This window comes from Mesorhizobium sp. P2_D5 (assembly GCF_056404355.1).
The window spans coordinates 263,625-285,336 of record NZ_JBFUEE010000006.1; the positions used below are offsets into that span (position 1 = coordinate 263,625).

Annotated in this window: 17 protein-coding genes; 6 read left to right on the forward strand and 11 right to left on the reverse strand. The window is 63.4% G+C overall.

The window, feature by feature from the left end; all coding sequences use genetic code 11:
• Positions 1-24: 24 nt before the first annotated feature.
• Complete coding sequence (locus AC1DYW_RS25260; RefSeq protein WP_477227995.1) at positions 25-276, reverse strand: DUF1127 domain-containing protein; 252 nt, start codon at positions 274-276, stop codon at positions 25-27.
• A 3-nt stretch (positions 277-279) separates the two neighbouring features.
• Positions 280-435, reverse strand: a complete 156-nt coding sequence (locus tag AC1DYW_RS25265) for a hypothetical protein (protein WP_167392101.1) — start codon at positions 433-435, stop codon at positions 280-282.
• A 175-nt stretch (positions 436-610) separates the two neighbouring features.
• Here AC1DYW_RS25265 and AC1DYW_RS25270 point away from each other — a divergent pair, with 175 nt between their 5' ends.
• Positions 611-1,123 (forward strand): DUF1579 domain-containing protein, encoded by a 513-nt coding sequence (locus AC1DYW_RS25270; protein ID WP_477227996.1) that lies wholly within the window; start codon positions 611-613, stop codon positions 1,121-1,123.
• A gap of 18 nt (positions 1,124-1,141) precedes the next feature.
• Here AC1DYW_RS25270 and AC1DYW_RS25275 read toward each other — a convergent pair whose 3' ends face one another.
• The gene (locus tag AC1DYW_RS25275; protein ID WP_477227997.1) at positions 1,142-2,119 is read right to left on the reverse strand and encodes an alpha/beta fold hydrolase; all 978 of its coding nucleotides are present in this window, start codon (positions 2,117-2,119) and stop codon (positions 1,142-1,144) included.
• Positions 2,120-2,597: 478 nt separating this feature from the next.
• Between AC1DYW_RS25275 and AC1DYW_RS25280 the strand changes: the two genes are divergently transcribed.
• Complete coding sequence (locus AC1DYW_RS25280; RefSeq protein WP_023759726.1) at positions 2,598-3,065, forward strand: Hsp20 family protein; 468 nt, start codon at positions 2,598-2,600, stop codon at positions 3,063-3,065.
• Positions 3,066-3,119: 54 nt separating this feature from the next.
• Here the strand turns inward: AC1DYW_RS25280 and AC1DYW_RS25285 are convergent, their stop codons facing one another.
• Complete coding sequence (locus tag AC1DYW_RS25285; protein ID WP_477227998.1) at positions 3,120-4,016, reverse strand: MBL fold metallo-hydrolase; 897 nt, start codon at positions 4,014-4,016, stop codon at positions 3,120-3,122.
• A 9-nt stretch (positions 4,017-4,025) separates the two neighbouring features.
• Complete coding sequence (locus tag AC1DYW_RS25290) at positions 4,026-5,075, reverse strand: threonine aldolase family protein (protein ID WP_477227999.1); 1,050 nt, start codon at positions 5,073-5,075, stop codon at positions 4,026-4,028.
• 468 nt (positions 5,076-5,543) lie between these two features.
• Here AC1DYW_RS25290 and gltB point away from each other — a divergent pair, with 468 nt between their 5' ends.
• Entirely contained in the window at positions 5,544-10,280 is a 4,737-nt protein-coding gene (gltB, locus tag AC1DYW_RS25295) for a glutamate synthase large subunit (RefSeq protein ID WP_477228000.1), read from the forward strand.
• A 141-nt stretch (positions 10,281-10,421) separates the two neighbouring features.
• Positions 10,422-11,876: a glutamate synthase subunit beta gene (locus AC1DYW_RS25300; protein WP_477228001.1), complete on the forward strand. Its 1,455-nt coding sequence runs from the start codon at positions 10,422-10,424 to the stop codon at positions 11,874-11,876.
• A 149-nt stretch (positions 11,877-12,025) separates the two neighbouring features.
• Here AC1DYW_RS25300 and AC1DYW_RS25305 read toward each other — a convergent pair whose 3' ends face one another.
• Together AC1DYW_RS25305 and AC1DYW_RS25310 are read right to left on the reverse strand one after the other, a co-directional pair.
• Complete coding sequence (locus AC1DYW_RS25305) at positions 12,026-13,261, reverse strand: SGNH/GDSL hydrolase family protein (protein ID WP_477228002.1); 1,236 nt, start codon at positions 13,259-13,261, stop codon at positions 12,026-12,028.
• A 126-nt stretch (positions 13,262-13,387) separates the two neighbouring features.
• Positions 13,388-14,608 (reverse strand): lytic murein transglycosylase, encoded by a 1,221-nt coding sequence (locus AC1DYW_RS25310; RefSeq protein WP_477228003.1) that lies wholly within the window; start codon positions 14,606-14,608, stop codon positions 13,388-13,390.
• A gap of 209 nt (positions 14,609-14,817) precedes the next feature.
• Here AC1DYW_RS25310 and galU point away from each other — a divergent pair, with 209 nt between their 5' ends.
• Positions 14,818-15,723 (forward strand): UTP--glucose-1-phosphate uridylyltransferase GalU, encoded by a 906-nt coding sequence (gene galU, locus AC1DYW_RS25315; RefSeq protein WP_457150800.1) that lies wholly within the window; start codon positions 14,818-14,820, stop codon positions 15,721-15,723.
• Positions 15,724-15,880: 157 nt separating this feature from the next.
• On the opposite strand, the gene AC1DYW_RS25320 is transcribed toward galU, so the two are convergent.
• Entirely contained in the window at positions 15,881-17,674 is a 1,794-nt protein-coding gene (locus AC1DYW_RS25320; protein WP_477228004.1) for an outer membrane beta-barrel protein, read from the reverse strand.
• A gap of 229 nt (positions 17,675-17,903) precedes the next feature.
• Between AC1DYW_RS25320 and AC1DYW_RS25325 the strand changes: the two genes are divergently transcribed.
• Positions 17,904-18,905: a KpsF/GutQ family sugar-phosphate isomerase gene (locus AC1DYW_RS25325; RefSeq protein ID WP_477228005.1), complete on the forward strand. Its 1,002-nt coding sequence runs from the start codon at positions 17,904-17,906 to the stop codon at positions 18,903-18,905.
• Positions 18,906-18,909: 4 nt separating this feature from the next.
• Here the strand turns inward: AC1DYW_RS25325 and AC1DYW_RS25330 are convergent, their stop codons facing one another.
• The 3 genes from AC1DYW_RS25330 to AC1DYW_RS25340 form a co-directional block, all read right to left on the reverse strand.
• On the reverse strand, positions 18,910-19,374 hold the full coding sequence (locus tag AC1DYW_RS25330) for an NfeD family protein (protein ID WP_477228006.1): 465 nt from the start codon (positions 19,372-19,374) through the stop codon (positions 18,910-18,912).
• A gap of 13 nt (positions 19,375-19,387) precedes the next feature.
• On the reverse strand, positions 19,388-20,338 hold the full coding sequence (locus tag AC1DYW_RS25335) for an SPFH domain-containing protein (protein WP_477228007.1): 951 nt from the start codon (positions 20,336-20,338) through the stop codon (positions 19,388-19,390).
• Between the two features lie 118 nt (positions 20,339-20,456).
• Entirely contained in the window at positions 20,457-21,671 is a 1,215-nt protein-coding gene (locus AC1DYW_RS25340; protein ID WP_477228008.1) for an NAD(P)/FAD-dependent oxidoreductase, read from the reverse strand.
• Between the last annotated feature and the right edge of the window lie 41 nt (positions 21,672-21,712).

A 21,712-nucleotide genomic window follows, 5' to 3' on the forward strand; every position in this document is an offset into this window, starting at 1 on the left:
GGGACCACTTTTCGGCGGTATGCATCAATCCCACAGCCGGCGCGTGAATTCTAAGTAGGCTTCGCCGCGCGACAGACCGATGTCCTTGAGTTGGTCGTCGGTCATCTCGAGCAAAGCGCGGCGGCTTCGGCGCCTCTCCATCTGACTGCTGATCCAGCCAGCCGTCGCAATGAATTGTGCGTACAAAGTCTGGCGAATGGTCACGGTGCGGATTGCCGGCGCCTGCGTCGGCGCCGTGCCGGCCAGGCATTGCGTCGCCGTATGATCAGGGCGCATCGCTCAGTCCTCCCTAGTGCCGGCTGCCGAGGCGCCGGCTTCGTTCAGCGCTTGCGCGCATTCCTCGCAGCAGACTTCGACGGTCTTGCCGCCGACCTTGACGCGGATCGGGTTGGCGTCCAGCTGGCAATCGCAGGCGGCGCAGGTTTTCTCGGTCATGATCTCATCTCCATGGCGTTCAGTTCGACACGGACAGATGAGCACTGCGGGACGGCGCGGGCTGTCAGATTCTTTAGCACTTTGTGTGCGCGGGCAGCGCCGGCCCATCCCTACTGACAACAGGGTGTCAGTAGGGACCGACTATGGAAGGGGCCTTTCCAGAGGAGGACGAGACATGCCGACACAATCAACAGCCAGCCACGCCAATGACATTCCGGCGGACGGCCGCAGCGATTTCGACTTCTTCTTCGGCTGCTGGAATGTCAGCCATCGAAGGCTGCAAAAGCGCCTTGCGAGCGATACCAACTGGGACGAATTCGGCGGCACATGCGAGGTGCGTCCGCTGCTCGGCGGTCTTGGCAATGTCGACGACAATGTGATCGAGCTGCCGGACGGCGCCTATCGTGCCGCAACGGTGCGGACCTTCGATCCGGCGACACGGCAATGGTCGATCTGGTGGATCGATGGCCGCAACCCGCTGACCATCGACGTGCCGGTGCGCGGCGCGTTCACCGACGGTGTCGGCACGTTCCTGTGTGACGACGTCTTCGACGGACGGCCGATCCAGGTTCGTTTCCTCTGGTCACGGATGATGGAGAATTCGGCGCGCTGGGAACAGGCCTTTTCGCTCGATGGCGGCACGAGCTGGGAGACCAACTGGGTCATGGAGTTCGCCCGCCAGGCGTGAGCCGGGGATCGGCGTCTGTCAGGCCGTAGGATCGTCGCTGCCGGGAATGAAGGCATCGAAGGCGGCGAGGAGTTGCTCGCGGTACATGTCGGCCTCCTGCAGGATTTCGTGGCGGGAGCCGTCGATCATCAGCAGTGAACCGAGCCGCAGACGCCTGGCATAGGCTTCCACCGCCTTGGTCGAGACGACCTGGTCGGCGCCGGCGGCGATTATCAGCATGGGGACCTGAATGCGAGCCATGAAGTCGGGGTCGCTGACAGCCTCGGATGCTTTGGCGGCGGCCTGCAGCCAGCGGATGGTCGGGCCGCCGAGCGCCAGCTGCGGGTACTCTTGGTAGATCCGCGTGTTGCGCCGGTAGCGCACCGGGTCGGACGTCAGCTTGTTGGTCTCGAAAGGGGCCGGCATCTTCGGCCGTGGACCCCAGGCGGCATAGAGCCTGCCAAGGCCGAGCGCGCAGAAGAACGAACAGACGCGCCGAACCGTCGATATCGAGACCGGCAGGTCGGGCACGGTCAGGAATGGTGCGATCAGCACCATGCGCCGCACGCGGTTCACCATCGACGGCGTGGCAAGCAGCGTGATCACCGCACCGGCTGAATGGGCGAGGATGTAGTAGGGGCCGCGGCAGTCGGGCAGCACGATCTCCTCGAAGAACTGCTCAAGGTCGGCGGTGTAGTCGCGGAAGCTGCGGACATAGCCGCGCTGGCGATCGCGGATCAGACGGGAAGAATCACCCTGGCCGCGCCAGTCGAGGGTGGCGACGCCAAAGCCACGGTCGGCAAGATTGCGGATCGTTTCGAAATATTTCTCGATGCACTCGTTGCGGCCGGTGAGCACGACCACGGTGCCCTTCAACGGGCGAGTGACCGCGCCGAACAGGCCGTATCGGATCTTCTTGCGGTCGCGGGTGGTGAAGAAGCCGCCGCTGGCGTTTTCCGGTCGTGGATTGCCCTCGATTTCGTAAAAAAGGGGGATGTCTTGGACAAGATCCGTCATTCGGCGCTTCGTGCTCGTGCCCGCCCGTGCTGGCTGGCTCCGCTAAGGTGATAGACGCCCATGCGCCAAAAGCAAAGGAATTCCCGGTGACGCGAGACCCACAAAGGGGAAGGCCGGAAGCCGCTTGAAAGCGTGCTTCCGGCCTCTGTCGATCCGGGAGGAAGGGACGTTACACCCCGGTCGGCCTCGTTGCGGCGTCTCAAGAACGGTTCATCGTCCGGCGCGCCGCCAATCCTTGATCTTGGGCCTACTCTAGCGCCGGCTGTCTGAACGCGCGCCGAAGCTTTGGTTCATCTGCCGTTCATCAACGAACAGCCGCACGGTTTTTGCCGGCAGGAGAAATCTTGAAATGCCTTCGAGCGCTCCCCAAATGTCGGATGCGGTCGCCAATATCGGGGCCGCTGGTCCAGCCGAAACGCCGCTCAAGGGTTTCGCACCGGCCATACGCAAACCATGTTGCTCAACAGGAGAACACCTCATGCGTCACGTTGACTTTTCCCCGCTTTATCGCTCGACCGTCGGCTTCGACCGCCTCTTCACCATGCTCGATTCGCTTGCGCAGCCCGATGGCGCGCAGACTTATCCGCCCTACAACATCGAGCGCACCGGCGAGGATTCCTACCGGATCTCGATGGCTGTTGCCGGCTTCTCCGACGAGGAGATTTCGATCGAAGCCCATCGCAACGTGCTGACGGTAAAAGGTGAGCGCAAGGACGAGGGCACGGGCGAAGGTTCCGAACTGCTCTATCGCGGCATCGCCTCCAGGGCTTTCGAGCGCCGCTTCCAGCTTGCCGACCATGTTGAAGTCGTCGGCGCCGCGCTGAAGAACGGCCTGCTCTTCGTCGACCTCAAGCGCAACATTCCCGAGGAGTTGAAGCCGCGCAAGATCGCGATCACCTCGGCTCCGGCCAAGGCCAAGCAGATCGAAGCCAAGACCGCCAACTAAACTGATAGCCTCCCAAGGCAAAGGCGGCGCTGAAAGGCGCCGCCTTTCTTATGTTCAGCTGGCAGTCCCCGAAGCCACCACGGCCTCAACGTTTTGTCGGTGAACGGCCTCGTATGGCGCGAAATAACCGACGGCACCGGAGGCGAACACTTCGGCAGCGAAGGCTCTCAAATCTTGCCTCACCAGATCGGGCTCGTGTCGGCAGCGAAGTAGCTTTTCGACATAGGATCGGGTAGCGGCAATGAACTCGCGACCGTACCCACCGGATTGGATCATCTGCAACGAACCGTGATTGGGTAGGATGCGGTCAAAGGTCCAGCCGGCCATGCGTTCGAGATCGTCCAGATGTTTAGTCAGCCGTTCCGGTTCGCCGACATAAGTGATCGGATCTTCAAGCGTATCGCCGGCAAAGAGCAGACCGGCGCTGGACATGACCAACACGGTACCGTCGTGACTGTGGATTTCGACGTGCCGAAGGTCGACCGCTATCGACCCGACCATGAGGTCGAGATTGCCGTCGAATGTCCGATTCGGAAGGATAAGGGGTCTGATCGGCGGGTTCTCATTTTCCAGTTTGGTCCGGTTCTCTGCGAGAGCAGAGGCTGTGAGGTTGTTGGCGATGATTTCGCAATCCCGGAACACCTCGTTGCCGGCGACATGATCATCATGCCAATGACTGAGGACCACCCGCATCGAGGTGACTCCCATACCCTCTAGCGTTTGCCGGATGATCCGGGCGTGCTGAAGCGAAATATGCGTGTCATAGACAAGCGCTTCCGAGCCATCGACAATTGCATAGGTGCAAATGCCAAGGGCATAGGCGCCGTCATCGAGCCAATTGGGCTGATCCGACCAGCCGCGAACGCCCTCTATCCGGCCGTCATAAAAGCCGAGCACGTTTGGAGCGGGGCGGATCAGCCGCATAGTCGAGCCGAGCGGTGACATGGTCATAGGAAAAGCTCAAGCGATCAGGTGGCCAAGGTGGTCGATCTCTTCGGTCGTGGTCGCGAAGCTGGCGACGAAACGGTAGATCACTTCATTGTCGCCGAGGTGGCTGTCGAAGCCCTGCGGCAGACCCCATTCGTAGAATTTTGCCCCGGCCGCCTGCAGCTTTTCGGCTTTGGCGCGGTCGAGGATCGCGAACACTTCATTGGCCTGCGGCAGCCAGGCCAGCCGGCCTGCCGGTGCATCCTCGATCGTCGCGGCCAGCCGCGCGGCCATGGCATTGGCGTGGTGCGCCATCCTCAGCCAGAGATCGTCGGTGAAATAGGCTTCGAACTGAGCCGAGATGAAGCGCGCCTTGGAAAAGGTCTGCCCGGCGCGCTGGCGAAGCAGGCGGAGGTCGCGTGCCACGTCGGGGTTCAGGACCACCACAGCATCGGCCATCCAGCAGCCGTTCTTGGTGCCTCCGAAGGAGATGATATCGACGCCGCTCTTCCAGGTCATTTCTGCGGGACTGATGTCCGTCGCCGCAATCGCGTTGGCGAACCGCGCTCCGTCCATGTGCAGAGGCAGGCCGTGACGGTGGCTGACTTCGGCGATCGCCTTGACATCGTCGACGGTGTAGACGGTGCCGACCTCGGTCGCCTGGGTGATCGTCACCGCCATCGGCTGGCCGGCGGGGGCGAGGTCTTGCGAGTAGCGCGTGATGGCCCGGTCGAGGGCCTGCGGATTGATGCGCCCCAGTGGCCCCGGAACCGGCGACATGCGCGCTCCAGCGGTGTAGAAGCCCGCGGCGCCGAATTCATCGACATTCATGTGCGCTTCGGAATGGCAGAAGGCGACGCCGCCGATGCGATTGCACGCCGCCATGGACAGCGCGTTGGCCGCCGTGCCGGTCGCGACGAAGAACACCGCGACATCCCGTTCGAAAATCTCGCTGAAGCGCCGGTAGACGGCGCGGTCGAGCTCGCCGTCGCCATAAGCGGTGGCGATGCCCGCGGCATGCCGGGATAAATTGGCAGAGATGTCGGGATGGACGCCCGCCCAGTTGTCGGATGCAAAAAACATCAGGAATCCTGCTTCGGTTGAAAACGGCGCGACCTTGGCTGCTTTGGGGTTTCACACGCAAGGGCCACGTGTCGGAAAAGCGGTAAAGCCAGCCAGAGCCGAAAAGCGGCTTTGACCGAAGCTTACGTCTTGCGGTCGCTTCACGTAATTTTATGTCGCCGGCGGCCCAAGTTTTTTGTGAATCGGTCTTGTGTGCGTCCCGGATTTCTGTCATAAAAATTTAGGACAGTAGTGCTGTCTTATTTTGTCGCACAAAACGAGCTGGATTGGCGTATCATTTGGGCCTCTCCGGCTGTTGCTGCGGGCGACAGGTTGGACAGCCGGACGCTGGCCTGTACGAATACGAACCATGCGGAAAGCCGCCTGGTTCGGCAAGGATTTCGCAAGACGTGCCGCAAGGATCAGGGTGAGCCAGGCGCTTGCCGGGGCAGACCAGCGCCCGAAGGGCTGGGAATGGAGGACCGAGAGATGACGGACATGACGCACTCTGCGACGAACGGCCAGGCCGCGCAGACGAAAGCGGCTACCGTCAAAACCGCGTCCCGAACCAACATAAGCCGAACCGACAACGGCTTTTCCGCCCAGGGCCTATACGATCCGCGCAACGAGCATGATGCCTGCGGCGTCGGCTTCATCGTCAACATGAAGGGCGTGAAGTCGCATCAGATCGTCGAGGACGGCCTTGCCGTGCTCGAAAACCTGACGCATCGCGGCGCCGTCGGCGCCGATCCGCTGGTCGGTGATGGCGCCGGCGTGCTGGTGCAGCTTCCCGACCGTTTCTTCCGCGAGGAGATGGCAGCCCAGGGCATCGAACTGCCGCCGGTAGGTCAGTACGGCGTCGGACACTGGTTCATGCCGCAGGACGCGGCACTTCGCGCCCATATCGAAGACATCATCGCCGAATCGGCACAGTCCGAGGGGCTTCCGCTCATCGGTTTCCGCGACGTGCCGGTCGACAATTCGTCGCTGTCGAAGGCGCCTGATATCGTCGCGTCCGAACCGTTCCATCGGCAGGTCTTCATCGGCCGCACATCAGACATCCCCGATGACGAGGAGTACGAGGCCAGGCTCTATCTGCTGCGCAAGGTCATATCGGGCCGCATCTACGCCGAGAACGACAACAAGGACATCGGCTCCTACTGTGTGTCGCTGTCGGCACGCACCATCGTCTACAAGGGCATGTTCCTGGCCTATCAGGTCGGTGCCTATTACAAGGACCTGACCGATCCGCGCTTCGAGACCGCGCTGATCCTCGTTCACCAGCGCTTCTCGACCAACACGTTCCCGTCGTGGAAGCTGGCGCATCCCTACCGCATGGTCGCCCACAATGGCGAGATCAACACGGTGCGCGGCAACAACAACTGGATGGCGGCGCGACAGGCGTCGGTCGATTCCGAACTGTTCGGCAACAACATCTCGAAGCTGTGGCCGATTTCCTATGAAGGCCAGTCCGATACCGCCTGCTTCGACAATGCGCTCGAATTCCTGTTCCAGGGTGGGTACAGCCTCAGCCATGCCATGATGATGCTCATCCCGGAAGCCTGGGCCGGCAACAAGCTCATGGATGCCGATCGCAAGGCGTTCTACGAATACCATGCCGCGCTGATGGAGCCGTGGGACGGACCGGCGGCGGTGGTCTTCACCGATGGCCGCCAGATCGGCGCCACGCTCGACCGCAACGGATTGCGCCCGGCGCGCTACATCGTCACCGACGATGACCGCGTCATCATGGCTTCGGAAGCCGGCGTGCTGCCGGTGCCGGAAGAGAAGATCGTCAAGAAGTGGCGGTTGCAGCCCGGCCGCATGCTGCTGATCGACCTGGAGAAGGGGCGCATCGTCTCCGACGAGGAGCTCAAGTCGGAGATCGCGACCAAGCATCCCTACAAGACCTGGCTCGCCAACACGCAGCTGATCCTCGAAGACCTGAAGCCGGTCGAACCGCGCGCGCTGCGCAAGGATGTCAGCCTGCTCGATCGCCAGCAGGCGTTCGGCTACTCCCAGGAAGACACCAAGCTGTTGATGTCGCCGATGGCGACGACAGGCCAGGAAGCCGTTGGTTCGATGGGCACCGATACGCCGATCTCGGCGATGTCGGACAAGTCGAAGCTGCTCTACACCTATTTCAAGCAGAACTTCGCCCAGGTCACCAACCCGCCGATCGACCCGATCCGCGAGGAACTGGTGATGAGCCTGGTGTCCTTCATCGGGCCGCGGCCGAACATCTTCGACCTGGTCGGCAATTCGCGCCGCAAGCGGCTCGAGGTGCGCCAGCCGATCCTGACCAATGGCGATCTGGAGAAGATCCGCTCCATCGGCCACACCGAGGACCGCTTCGACACCAAGACGATCGACATCACCTATGGCTCGAATGAAGGAGCCGCAGGCATGCAGGGCGCCATCGATCGCCTGTGCGAGCGGGCGGAGGCGGCGGTCGCCGGCGGCTACAACATCATCATCCTGTCCGACCGCCAGGTCGGGCCGGACCGCATCGCCATCCCGGCGCTGCTGGCGACGGCTGCGGTGCACCACCACCTGATCCGCAAGGGGCTGCGCACCTCGGTCGGCCTCGTCGTCGAATCCGGCGAGCCGCGCGAAGTGCATCATTTCTGCTGCCTTGCCGGCTATGGCGCCGAGGCGATCAACCCTTACCTCGCCTTCGACACGCTGCTCGACATGCACAAGCGCGGCGAACTGCCGAAGGAGGTCGACGCCTACGAAGTCGTCACGCGCTACATCAAGTCGATCGGCAAGGGCATCCTCAAGGTGATGTCCAAGATGGGCATCTCGACCTACCAGTCCTATTGCGGCGCGCAGATTTTCGACGCCATCGGGCTGAAGACCGATTTCGTGCAGCAGTATTTCACCGGTACCGCGACGCTGATCGAAGGCGTCGGGCTGGACGAGATCGCGACCGAGACGCTCAGCCGCCACAATGACGGCTTCGGCAACGATCCGGTGCTGCGCAACAGCCTGGAAGTCGGCGGCGAATACATGTTCCGCATGCGCGGCGAGGCGCATATGTGGTCGCCCGACGCGGTCGCTACCCTGCAGCACGCCGTGCGCCAGGGCTCGTGGGAGACGTTCAAGGACTATTCCGCGCAGATCGACAGCGAGACGGCCCGAGCCCAGACCATTCGTGGCCTGTTCAGGATCAAGCTGGCCGAAGAAACCGGCCGCAAGAAAGTCGCGCTCGACGACGTCATGTCGGCGGCCGACATCGTCAAGCGGTTCTCGACCGGGGCGATGTCCTTCGGCTCGATCTCGCGCGAAGCGCACACCACGCTGGCGCGCGCCATGAACGCCATTGGCGGCAAGTCCAACACCGGCGAGGGCGGCGAAGAGGCGGACCGCTATCTGCCGCTGCCCGGCGGCGGCAAGAATCCGGAACGCTCGGCGATCAAGCAGATCGCCTCGGGCCGTTTCGGCGTGACGGCCGAATATCTCGTCAATTCCGACATGATGCAGATCAAGGTGGCGCAGGGCGCCAAGCCCGGCGAGGGCGGCCAGCTGCCCGGCCACAAGGTCGACGCGACCATCGCCAAGGTCCGGCACTCGACGCCGGGCGTCGGCCTGATCTCGCCGCCGCCGCATCACGACATCTATTCGATCGAGGACCTGGCGCAGCTGATTTACGATCTGAAGAACGTCAATCCGGCGGCCGACGTGTCGGTCAAGCTGGTCTCGGAAGTCGGCGTCGGCACGGTTGCGGCGGGCGTGGCCAAGGCGCGCGCCGACCACATTACCATCTCGGGCTATGATGGCGGCACCGGTGCCTCGCCGCTGACGTCGCTCAAGCATGCCGGCAGCCCGTGGGAAATGGGCCTTGCCGAGACGCACCAGACGCTGGTGCTGAACGGCTTGCGCTCACGCGTGGCGCTGCAGGTCGATGGCGGCTTGCGCACCGGCCGCGACGTCATCGTCGGCGCGCTGCTCGGTGCCGACGAATTCGGCTTCTCGACCGCGCCGCTGATCGCGGCCGGCTGCATCATGATGCGCAAGTGCCATCTCAACACCTGTCCGGTCGGTGTGGCGACGCAGGATCCGGTGCTGCGCAAGCGCTTCAAGGGCACACCCGAGCATGTCATCAACTTCTTCTTCTACGTGGCAGAAGAGGTGAGGGCGCTGCTCGCCGAGATGGGCTACACCCATATCGACCAGATCATCGGCGACGTCGACCTGCTGGAGAAGCGCGACCTGATCGTCCACTGGAAGGCGCGCGGGCTCGATTTCTCGAAGATGTTCTTCAAGCCGGACGCGCCGCATGAAGCGGTGCATTGGACCGAGCGGCAGAAGCACCCGATCGACGATGTGCTCGACCGCAAGCTGATCGAACTGGCGAAGCCCGCGCTCGAAAGCAAGCAGCCGGTCAAGATCGAGGTCGACATCCGCAATGTCGATCGTTCGACGGGCGCCATGCTGTCGGGCGAAGTGGCCAAGCGCTTCAAGCACAAGGGCCTGCGCGAGGATACGATCTCGGTGAAGCTGACCGGCACCGCCGGACAGTCCTTCGGCGCCTTCCTGGCGCGCGGCATCTCGTTCGATCTCGTCGGCGCCGGCAACGACTATGTCGGCAAGGGCCTGTCGGGCGGCCGTATCGTCATCCGGCCACCGGAAGAGGCCAAGATCGTCGCGGCGGAGTCCATCATCGTCGGAAACACGGTGCTCTATGGCGCGACCGAGGGCGAGGCCTATTTCGCCGGCGTCGCCGGCGAGCGTTTTGCCGTGCGCAATTCGGGCGTGGCCGCCGTCGTCGAAGGCGTTGGCGACCATGGCTGCGAGTACATGACCGGCGGCATAGTCGTCGTCATCGGCAAGACCGGCCGCAACTTCGCCGCCGGCATGTCGGGCGGCGTCGCCTATGTGCTGGACGAGGCAGGCGATTTCGCCGAGCGTTGCAACATGGCGATGGTCGAGCTGGAACCGGTTCCGGAAGAAGACGACCTGATGGAAAGGCTGCTGCACCATGGCGGCGACCTCGACCACAAGGGTCGCGTCGACGTGTCCGGCGACATGACCAGCCATGACGAGGAGCGGCTCTACCAGCTGATCTCGAACCATGTGCACTTCACCGGTTCGGTGCGCGGTCGCGAAATCCTCGACGACTGGACGACCTTCCGGCCGAAATTCCGCAAGATCATGCCGGTCGAATACCGCCGCGCACTGATCGAGATGGAACGCATGCGCATGGGCGTGGCGGCGGAATAGACTTGGCAGTTGCCGGGAGGCTCAGGTTTCCCGGCCCACTTTCATCGACAGTTTGACCTCGAAGGCAAGGTTGCCATGGCTGCCTCAAGAGGTTAACGGGTGCGGCGAAAACCGCACCATCTGGACAGCAGGAACTGGACTATGGGCAAGGTAACAGGCTTTCTCGAAATCGACCGGCAGGTGCACAAGTACCAGCCGGCCTCCGACCGCATCCGGCATTTCCGCGAATTCACGCTGCCGATGTCGGACAAGGAGGTCGAGAAACAGGCCGCGCGCTGTATGGATTGCGGCATTCCGTTCTGCCACGGACCGACAGGCTGCCCGATCCACAACCAGATCCCGGACTGGAACGACCTCGTCTACAATGGCGATTGGGACAACGCGATCCGCAACCTGCATTCGACCAACAACTTCCCGGAGTTCACCGGTCGCATCTGCCCCGCGCCCTGCGAGGAAGCCTGCACGCTGAACCTCGAGGACATTCCCGTCGCCATCAAGACGGTCGAGCAGGCGATCGCCGACAAGGCCTATGAGACCGGTCATATCAGGCCCTATCCGCCGGAGAAGAAGACGGGAAAGCGCGTCGCCGTCATCGGCTCCGGCCCGGCCGGCATGGCGGCTGCCCAGCAGCTTGGCCGCGCCGGCCACGACGTTCATGTCTATGAGCGCGAAAGCCGGCCGGGCGGGCTGATGCGCTACGGCATTCCCGACTTCAAAATCGAGAAGCACTATATCGACCGGCGCATCGAGCAGATGCAGGGCGAGGGCGTGACCTTCCATTGCGGCGTCAATGTCGGTGTCGACAAGCCGGTTGCCGAGCTGCTCGCCGAACATGACGCCGTGCTTTATTGCGGCGGTTCCGAAACGCCGCGCGCGGCCGGCATCCCGGGAGACGATCTCGGCGGCGTGCATGATGCGATGCCCTATCTGGTGCAGCAGAACAGGCGGGTCGGCGGCGAGCCGATCCAGTCGGTGGCCTGGCCGTCGCACCCGATCATCGCCGGCGGCCAGCATGTCGTCGTCGTCGGCGGCGGCGATACCGCGTCCGACTGCGTCGGCACCGCCTTCCGCCAAGGCGCCGTGCGCGTCACCCAACTCGACATCCGCCCGCAGCCGCCTGAGAAGGAAGACAAGCTGTCGGTCTGGCCCTACTGGGCGACCAAGATGCGCACCTCGTCCTCGCAGGCCGAAGGGGCGGAGCGCGAATTCCAGGTGGCGACGCTCGAGTTCATCGGCGAGGAAGGCCAACTGACCGGCGTCAAGTGCTGCGAGGTCGACGAGAAGCGCAAGCCGATCGCCGGCACCGAATTCGTCATCCGCGCCGATCTCGCCTTCATCGCCATCGGTTTTGCCGGCCCGACCACCGCCGGCCTGGTTGGGGAATTGGACGGCCAGATGAAGATCGTCACCGACAGCCGCCGTTCCAGGAACGTCGAAGCCAATGACCGCGACTACAGGACCAGCGTCGACAGGCTTTATGCGGCGGGCGACGTGCGTCGCGGCCAGTCGCTGGTCGTCTGGGCGATCCGCGAGGGCCGCCAGGCGGCGCGTTCGATCGACGAGGCCTTGATGGGGTCGACCGTACTACCGAGCTGAGCCCGTTGGAAATTCTACTCCTGCGGCCATCTGGAGGCGTTTTCTGCGTTTCCGGTGCTCACGTACTTAAACGTACGCTCCGCGCCGGTTCTCGAAACCGCCACCATATGACTCGCGGGAGCGAATTTTGAAACGGGCTCAGGGAGCTTCTAAGGGTTTATCGCCGTCGTTGTGCCGGGTGCGGCCACCGCCGCCGCAGGCTGCGGCCGGGGTGGCCAGGAGAAATCGTCGGCGCGGCCGGGCGAGGCTTGCGGCGCCTTGCCTTCGACCACCAGTTTTTCACCGGGCAGATCCGGATTGGGCTTTGGCTGCGGCGCCGCGCCCAGAAGTTCGGAGCCGCCGTCGAGTGCCGGATCGCTGAGCAGCATCGGCGCGGTGCGGTCGATGACGATGGGCGCGGCGGCCGGCCCAGGCGCCTCGACGGGCGCGCCCGCCGGTGCGGTCGCCGGGGTTACGCTTCCGGGGGCGGCGAGGCCGAGGATCTTCATCAGCGGCTTTTCGGTATAGAAGGCGAGCTTGCGCTTGCCGGCCTTCGAGACGTTGATGCCGTCGTCGGCACGCAGCCGCACGGGCTGGCCGTTCATGTCGGGGCCGCTGGTGACGAAGGCGCCGTTCTCGTCGACAAAGCCGTCCCAGACGTCGACGAATTCGCCGCCATGGCTTTCGGTGGCCTGATGGTAGATGTCGTTGAAGGCCAACATGTCGGAGGTCATCTTCGGCACCCGGAAGGCCGGCATGCCAACCCAAAGGAAGGGCACCTTGGCGTCGGCGATGGCCTTGCCGAGCGCATCGGTGCGGCGCTCGTATTCCTTGGTCCAGTTCTCGGACCGGGGCTGCTCGCGCACATCCCCCACCTTCATCTGCTGACGGTCGTTGGAACCCAGCATGACGACGACGGCGGCCGGTTTTTCGGTCTCGATCAGCGCCTTGATCTGTTCGGGCCAGTTGTAGAAATCATCGCGCACGAAGCCGGACGAGCCATTGCTGCGAGCCACGATCCTGATGCCGGTGTTGTCGGCAAAGGCGGTGTCGAGGCCTTCGGCAAGCCCGGACGCCATGAAATCGCCGACCACCAGGACGGTACGGGCATCCGGGACTTTCTCGGCGATCGGCATTTGCGGCTCGGCCGGCGCACGCGGGACGCGGGGTTTGCGCGGCTTTGGCTTCGCCTTCTGGATGTTCAGCGGCGGCTCGATCCGCTCGCTGCGGCGTGGGAACAAAAGGTCGCGCAACGAGTCGCGCAACGACCAGCCGCGGTATTGCTGCTCCTGCGCCATGGCCGGCGCGTGGAAGGCGCCAGCCAAGCCGACGGCGATAACGACGACGGCCAGAATCAGCACCGGCATGCGACGAACAAGCCCTGCGATGCGCGCAGCCGAAGCCAATCGTTTCCTCCATCCCGTGGCGCACTGCCTTGAAAAGTCGCGTCGACTTTCGAAGGTCATTGCACCCTACAGATTGCTACAGTGTCCTTTGCGCGTCCGAAAGGCCGCGTGGCACCGCAGGTGGCCCTATTTCTGCCTGAGCCACTTCAGCACTTCCATGCTCGGATAGCCGTCCTGGGCCAATCCGGCCTTGGCCTGGAAGGCCATGATGGCGGTTTTCGAGCCGTCGCCGATCTTGCCATCGAATTTGCCGTCGTAGAGGCCGTGCTGGGAAAGCCGCTTCTGCAGCTCCTGCCTTTCCTCGAAAGTGAGCTTGGTGAAAGGCCGCTTCCAGTCCTGCACGAGACCGCTGGAGCCGGCGATTTCGTCGGCGAGAAGACCGACGGCGAGCGCATATTTGTCGGCATTGTTGTAGGCCTTGATGACCGAGAAATTCTTGACCATCAGGAAGGCTGGCCCGCCGCGGCCGTCCGGCACTTTCAGCGTCGCCTTGTCGGAGCCGTTCTTGAACGGCTTGCCGTTGGCCCTGGCAACGCCGAGCGCCTGCCATTGCGACAGCGTCTTAGACCCGCCAGGAAGCTTGCCGGCCGGCAAGGTGACCTCATAGCCCCAGGTCTTGCCGGCCTGCCAGCCATTCTTCTTCAACAGGTTGGCCGCCGTCGCCAGCGCATCGGGGATCGAATTCCAGATGTCGCGCTTTCCGTTGCCGTCCATGTCGACGGCATAGTGCAGATAGCTGGTCGGGATGAACTGGGTGTGGCCCATGGCGCCGGCCCAGGATCCGCTCAGATGGCTTTCGTCGATATCGCCGGTCTGCAGGATCTTCAGCGCGGCGATCAACTGGGTGCGGGCGAATTTTGCCCGCTTCGGATCGGCATAGGCCAGGGTCGCCAGCGAGCGCACGACGTTGCGCATGATGTCGTCGCGCTTGAGGATTTCGCCATAGTTCGATTCCATCGACCAGATGGCGAGCAGGATGTAGCGGTCGACGCCGAACCTGGCCTCGATCCTGTCCAGCCACGGCTTCCATTTCTTGGCCATTTGCTGGCCGACGGCGACAGACTGGTCATGGACGCGGTTGTCGAAATAGTCCCAGGCAGGCGCGGTGAATTCAGGCTGCGTACGCGCCTTTTCCAGCACCACCGGGTCGATATCCCTGATGTCCCTGAAGGCCTGGTCGTAGAGGGCACCGGAAACGCCGCTCTGCACGGCTGTGGCGCGGAAGCCGGCGACCCACTGCCGGAAACCGGCATCGGCGAAAGCCGGGCCGGGCATCAGCAGGGCGAGCGAGAGGCTGGCTGCCGCGATGACGCTGGTAAAACGCTTTGCGGCACTGCGAACGGACATCTTTTCCCCTTTCTCTGTCTCAGGAAAGACCATTCATCGCCGAACCAGGTTAGGAATTAGTTTACCATAGGTGCTGCCGGGAACGAAAAGACGCCTCAAAGCTTTACCGGGGCATGTTCCCCTCAGTTGCTCGGTAGTCCTCAATTCCGGCGTGAAAATGTCTTGAAACGGGGATTGCGGAGCAGGCCATCAAATGGATAATTGACAGCATGAAGAGAGTTCGCAAGGCAGTCTTCCCGGTCGCCGGTCTCGGCACACGGTTTCTCCCGGCCACCAAGGCCATCCCCAAGGAAATGCTGACCGTCGTCGACCGGCCAGTGATCCAATATGTGGTGGATGAGGCGCGCGAGGCCGGTATCGAGCATTTCATCTTCGTCACCGGCCGCAACAAGGCCGTCATCGAGGACCATTTCGACGTCCAGTTCGAGCTCTACGACACGCTGGCCCAGCGCGGCAAGGACGACCAGCTCGCCCGTCTGCAGCGCCTGCAGCCGGCGCCGGGGCAGACCAGCTTCACCCGCCAGCAGGTGCCGCTGGGCCTTGGCCATGCCGTCTGGTGCGCGCGCGAGCTGGTCGGCGACGAACCGTTCGCCCTTTTGTTGCCCGACATGATCATGCAGTCAGAACAGAGCTGCATGAAGGACATGGTCGAGCTCTACCAGGAAACCGGCAACAACATCATCGCGGTGCAGGAATGCGACCCGGCCGAAGCCCATAAATACGGCATCGTTGGCCGCGGCGAGGACACGCATCACGGCTTCCGCATCACCGAGATGGTGGAAAAGCCGAAGACCGGCACCGCACCGTCCAATCTCTACATCAACGGCCGCTACATCCTGCAGCCCGAGATCTTCAAGATCCTGGAAGGCCAGGAAAAGGGCGCCGGCAACGAGATCCAACTCACCGACGCGATGCTGAAGCTGGAAAAGCAGCAGCCCTTCTATGGCTACCACTATCAGGGCCGTACCTTTGATTGCGGATCGCCGGAAGGCTTCGTCGAGGCCAACGTCGCCTTCGCGCTGTGGCGCAGCGACATGAACGAGAACATGGCCGGCGTCATCCGCACGCTTCTCGACGAGCTGAAACCATCAGAGCGTCGCGGCGCCGCTTTCTAAGGCTATGTCGATATTCAGGTGAGGCCGGCCTGCGAGCGACGGTTTCCTGCGCTTCCGGTGCTGACGTACCCAACGTACGCTCCGCTCCGGTTCTCGGAGTCTATCGCTCTCGACTCGGCCTGACCTGAATCTCGACATCCCCTTCTTGGCGCGGTGCTCAGCGCTGCACTTTCACGCCGAGGAATATGCTGTTTGCGGTGTAGTCGCGGCCCGGCAGGTTGCTGGTCAGCTTTTCGGTCCTCACCCGGGTGGTGAGGCCGGCATAGCGGTTCAGCCACCATGTCAGGCCGGCCTCGGCGCTCAGGGTCCTGTCATGGCCGTCGACGCCGATATAATCGCGCCAATCAAGGCCCAGAGCCGCATTTCCGGTGAGGTTGGCGCGGATCTGCCGCTCGCCCGTCAAGCGGCCTGAATAAAGGATATCGCCGCTTTGCCCGGCGATGGTCGTGGGCTCGACGGTGGTCAGGCCGGTCAGGCCGATCGTCGTGCCGCGTTCCGGAGACCATTTGAGGTCGGCGTTGACGGTCGCACCCGAAATTGCTTCGAGCCGATCGTCGTCGATCGCCTCCCTCAGCCAGCCGGCCGAGAATTCGCCCGACAGCTTCTCGCCCATGTCGAGCTCAAGGCCGGCGCGGCCTCCGACGCGCGTCGAGGAGCGCTCGAAGCCATCGGTGTCGATGCGTTGATCATAGGTCCGGCGACCGACCTCGATTTCGGTGAAGGGGGTGAGTGCCGGAGAAATCTCGTAGCCCGTGCGAAGGGTTGCCGCATAGAGCGTGGAGTCGCGGTCCTTCTGCGACAATGAGGTGCCGTCCGAAAGCTCGGCGTCGCCATAGAAGTCGTGCGTCATCGCGCCGGTCAACGCATAGCGCATCTTGCCGACGCCCTTCTCGATGCCGAGGCTGCCGTCCACGGTCTGCCGCAGCGGCTGCGTGTTGACGCCAGCAATGGCGTCCGGCGAGGAGGCTGATTCCGGCACCGCCTCGTAGCCGAGCTTGGCGATGGCGCGCAGCTCGTTGTCGAGGTCGACGTTGAGCTGGCCTTCTATGCGGCCCTGCTCATCGTGAACCGAATAGCCCGACACGGTTTCGCGGAAAAGGCCATAGCCGTCGATCGTCGCCGAGTTCTCACGCCAGTCGGAGGCGGCGGAAAAGCGCAGCGCCGTCTCGGACAGCAGCGCCGACGTGCCGGCACTGCTCGCATCGCCGTTCGAGGTCGCGGTCAGGCCCTGTTCGATCGTCGGCCGAATGACGAAAGAACCCCATTTGACGCCGGTGGCGGCAAACGGATCGGCCTCGGCCTTCTTGTCCTGGCCTTCGATGGAGGCGGTGCGTTCGGCGCCGCGGTCAAGCTTCTGACTGTCGACGCTGTCGATGGTGAGGGCCCGGCGGTTGGCCGCCTCCTGATCCGCGTCATTGGTGTCGGTATCATCCGTCATAGAGGTGATGGCACCCGTGGTCGCGGCGTCCGTGGCCGCGGTCGTCGACTTTTTCTTCCTCGACTTGCCGGCCGCCTTGTCCTTGGCCTGATCCGCCGCACTTTGTCTGGCAGTCGATGGCCGGCGACGAGGTTTTGGCGGTGCCGCGGTATCGGCGGAGGCATCGTCGGTGGCCGAAGGCGGATCGAACACACTGCCGATCGCGGTCGCGGCGCCGGCGTCCGTGTCATCAGGCACCGCGCCGGCGCTGGCCGGCAGGTAGGTTCGCGCCGGCGCATTATCCTGCGCCGCGTTGACCGGCGCCTGCTGGCCTTGGGCTGCCAGAGCCAGCTGTCTCGCCTTGCGCTGCTGGTCGGACAGGATTGCCGTTTCGGAAACCTCGCCGCGCAGCTCCGTTTCCTGGGCATGGAGCGCCGTCGGGCGAAGCAAGGCAAGCATGCTGGTCGCCAGCAGCAAGGCGCAGGCAGCCTTGCCCTTTCGTCCTCCTGATTTTTCTGGCTGGCCCCCGGACATCGTCACCACTGCTTGCGCGGCGCACGCGCGCCATACTTACCGAACCGTAAATGGGGATGGTTAACGGAGGGTTGAGGCTGGAGGTCGTCAGCGGCCTCAAGTACCGATTTCCAAAGGGTTTCACGCGGCGTGCGTTAAGCCTTTTGCTTGCGTGTTTGTCGTTGTCCCTAGCCACCGTGGGGCCATTTCTGTTGGACAGGCGGGCGGCAACGCGCTAATCGCATCAGCCATGCATGCGGGATCCCTGAATAAGAAGCCTTTGGACAGGCAAGCCTCGATCGCTTCGGCACTGAGAACGGTGGCAACGGAGCAGGCTGGTGTCGCGGCCCTTGCCGAGGCACTCGAGAACGGACTGGCTGGGCCTTTCGCCCAGGCCGTCGAGATGATCTCGAAGATCGAGGGTCGGCTGATCGTCACCGGCGTCGGCAAAAGCGGCCATATTGGTTCGAAGATCGCGGCGACGCTGGCCTCGACCGGCACACCGGCCTTTTTCGTCCATCCCGCCGAAGCCAATCACGGCGATCTCGGTATGATTGCCAGGGACGATGCCATCATCGCCATGTCGTGGTCGGGTGAGAGCAGGGAACTGATGGGCATTGTCGCCTATTCCAGGCGCTTCTCCATTCCGCTTATCGCCATCACTGCCGGAGAGACATCGGCGCTCGCGCGGGCCGCGGACGTGGTGCTGCTGCTGCCCCGCGCGCCTGAGGCCTGTCCACACGGCCTGGCGCCGACGACGTCGACGCTGCTGCAACTGGTGATGGGCGATGCGCTGGCGATCGCCCTGCTCGAAGCACGCGGCTTCACGCCGGACCATTTCCGTACTTTCCATCCTGGTGGCCAGCTCGGCGCCAACCTGACGCAGATCCGCGAGATCATGCATGTCGGCGACAGGCTGCCGCTGGTGGTCACGGGCACCGGCATGCAGGACGCGATCCTGGAACTGTCGCGCAAGGGATTTGGCTGCGTGGCGATCACCGACGCCGACGGCGCGCTGGCCGGCATCATCACCGACGGTGACATAAGGCGTCACATCGGCAGCAATCTGCTGGCGATGACGGTGGATGAGGTGATGACAAAAGGACCGAAAACGGCGTCGCCGGATACGCTCGTGGCAACGGCGCTGCAGACGATCAACAGTTCAGCCATCACCAGTCTGATGGTGGTGGAAGGCAGACGGCCGGTGGGCCTCATCCACCTGCACGATCTCCTGCGTATCGGCGCAGCCTAAGCGTTCAGACCCGCTCCACGGTCAGTTCCAGATCCGTGTCGGCCGCAGCCGTCACCCGCACCTGCGTGCCTGCCGGCAGGTCCGGGCCGGAGACACGCCACAGCGTATCGCCCAGCTTGATGCGGCCACGCCCGTCCCGGATCGGTTCGGCTAGCGTTGCCATCTTGCCGACCATCTGCGCGCCGCGCCGGTTGAGCAGCGGCTGGTCGGTCGGATCATCGTGACCACCGACCAGCTTCTTGCCGACATAGGCCGAGACCAGCGACAGCGCCAGGAAGGCGAGGACCTGGACTTGCCAGGTCCAGAAACCGGCATCCCAGATCAACAGCGACACCGCGCCGATGATCAGGGCGGCGACGCCGATCCACAGCATGAAGATGCCTGGCGCGATGATTTCCATCACCAGCAGGACGAAGCCCAGAACCATCCAGTTCCACGGGCCGAGTTCGGAAATGATGCGGTCCAACATGGGAATCTGCCCCTCAGTTCTCGCTTGGGCGAACCACCGGCGGGCGTGCGGCCTGCCTTTGCGCGCCGGCCGTGCCATCGGTGCGGAAGACTTCCTTGGCGATCTCGCCGATACCGCCAAGCGTGCCGATCAGCGACGAGGCTTCCATCGGCATCAGCACGATCTTGCTGTTGGTGGCCGTGCCGATCTTGCCAAGCGCTTCGGTGTATTTCAGCGCCACGAAGTAGTTCAGCGCCTGCACGTCGCCCTTCGAGATTGCTTCCGACACCACTTGCGTGGCGCGCGCTTCGGCTTCGGCCGAGCGCTCGCGTGCCTCGGCGTCGCGGAAGGCGGCTTCCTTGCGGCCCTCGGCCTCGAGTATCTGCGACTGCTTGAGGCCTTCGGCGGCGAGGATCTGCGCGCGCTTGTTGCGCTCGGCTGTCATCTGGCGGCCCATCGATTCGATAAGATTGGCCGGCGGGTTGATGTCCTTGATCTCGACGCGGGTGATCTTGATGCCCCACGGATGCGCGGCTTCGTCGACAACGCGCAGCAAGCGCTCGTTGATGGCGTCGCGGTTCGACAGCAGCTCGTCGAGGTCCATCGAGCCCATGACGGTACGGATGTTGGTCATTGTCAGGTTGAGGATGGCGTTCTGCAGTCCGGCAACCTGGTAGGCGGCCTGCGCCGCATTGAGGATTTGGTAGAAGGCGATGCCGTCGACCCCGACGATGGCGTTGTCGCGGGTGATGATTTCCTGGCTCGGAACGTCGAGCACCTGCTCCATCATGTTCATCTTGGCGCCGATGCGGTCGACGAAAGGCGTGATGAGATTGAGGCCTGGACTCAGTGTCTTGGTGTAACGGCCAAAACGTTCGACCGTATAGTTATAGCCTTGCGGAATTGTCTTGATGCCTTTGAACAGCACCAGCACGACAAGCGCGACCAGAACAATGACCGCAATATCGAAACCACTGAAATCCATTTGGCTCTCCCTCAGAGGCAGGCCGCGAAAGCCATTCTCGCGCAGCCGGCTTCACCAAAGACTTAAGTGTGTTTCAGGAACGTTACAATCAGGTGATGATGGATTGTTTGTGGGTCTGCTATCGACGGTTGAAGGCAAACAACTCTGCATCCGTGTCGCTCTGCCCGTTGACTGAGGCCGAGACAATCTCGGAAGCGATCTGCGAGAAGGTGATGCCGTTGCCGCCGTAGCCCATGACGGCGTGGATGCGCGGGTTCCTGGGAATGGCGCCGATATAGGGCAGGCCGGTGGTCGTGGTGCCGAACGAACCGGTCCAGGCGAATTCCGGCCTGACGTCGAGATGCGGGAACAGGCGGCCGAGTTTTTCGGCGATGCGTGCAGTCTTGTCGGCGATCAACTCGTCGCGTCGCGCCTCGTCGACGAAATCCTCGTCCTCGCCACCACAGACGACCCTGCCATCGGCCGTCGCGCGCATGTAGAGATATGGGTCCGACGCCTCCCAGATGAACGCTGCCCGCCGCCAGATCTTTCGTGGTTGCGGGCGTGTCGCGATCGCCCATGTCGAGATGATCCGGTGGGCGGCCGCCGGCACGATGTCGACCAGTTCGTAGCCAGTGGCCAAAACAACATGCCGTGCCGTGATTGTGGGGCCATCCCTGGTTGCCACGACCACCTCGTCGGCACTGTCCTCGATCGCCGTCGCTTCGACGGGGGCATAGAAGCGTGCCTTGCGCTGCGAGGCCCTCAGCAGCAGCCCGGCCGTCAGCTTGCGCGGATCGAGCGCGATGTTGCCGTGGCTGAGGATGGCGGCTTCGCGGTCGATGCCGAATTTCTCCGCCAGCGGCGCCGCCGTGAGATAGGTCGCGGCGATGCCTGCCTGTCTTCGAGCATCGGCTTCGTCCCGGAGTTCCGACGGGCCGAGCAGAGTGCCCGCCAGATAGAGCGACGGGTTGCGGCTCGGGCTGCAGTTGATGTCGAGTTCGGCAATGCGGGCAGCGAGGTTGGAAACGGCGAGCCGCGAGCGCCGCCAGGCCTGCTCCGCCGAGGTCTTGCCGATCATCTTCGACAGCATCGAAAGCGGCTGGTCGATTTCGAACTGCACGAGAGCCGTGGTCGCGGACGTCGAGCCTTTCAGCGGGCCGCGCCGGTCGATGCAGATCACCGCATGACCGTGCGCCGTCAGCATCTCGGCCGTCATGGCGCCGCTGATGCCCATGCCGACGATCAGCACGTCAGCCTTGGCGTCACGGGTCAGCGCGGCCGTCGGGACAGCAGGCGCCCGGTAGGCGGACCAGACGGGCCGGCCGCTTCTGAGGTCAAGTTTGCGAGGCATCAAATTCTCCGGAGGTTCTGCTCAACGCCCCGGAGCTTGTG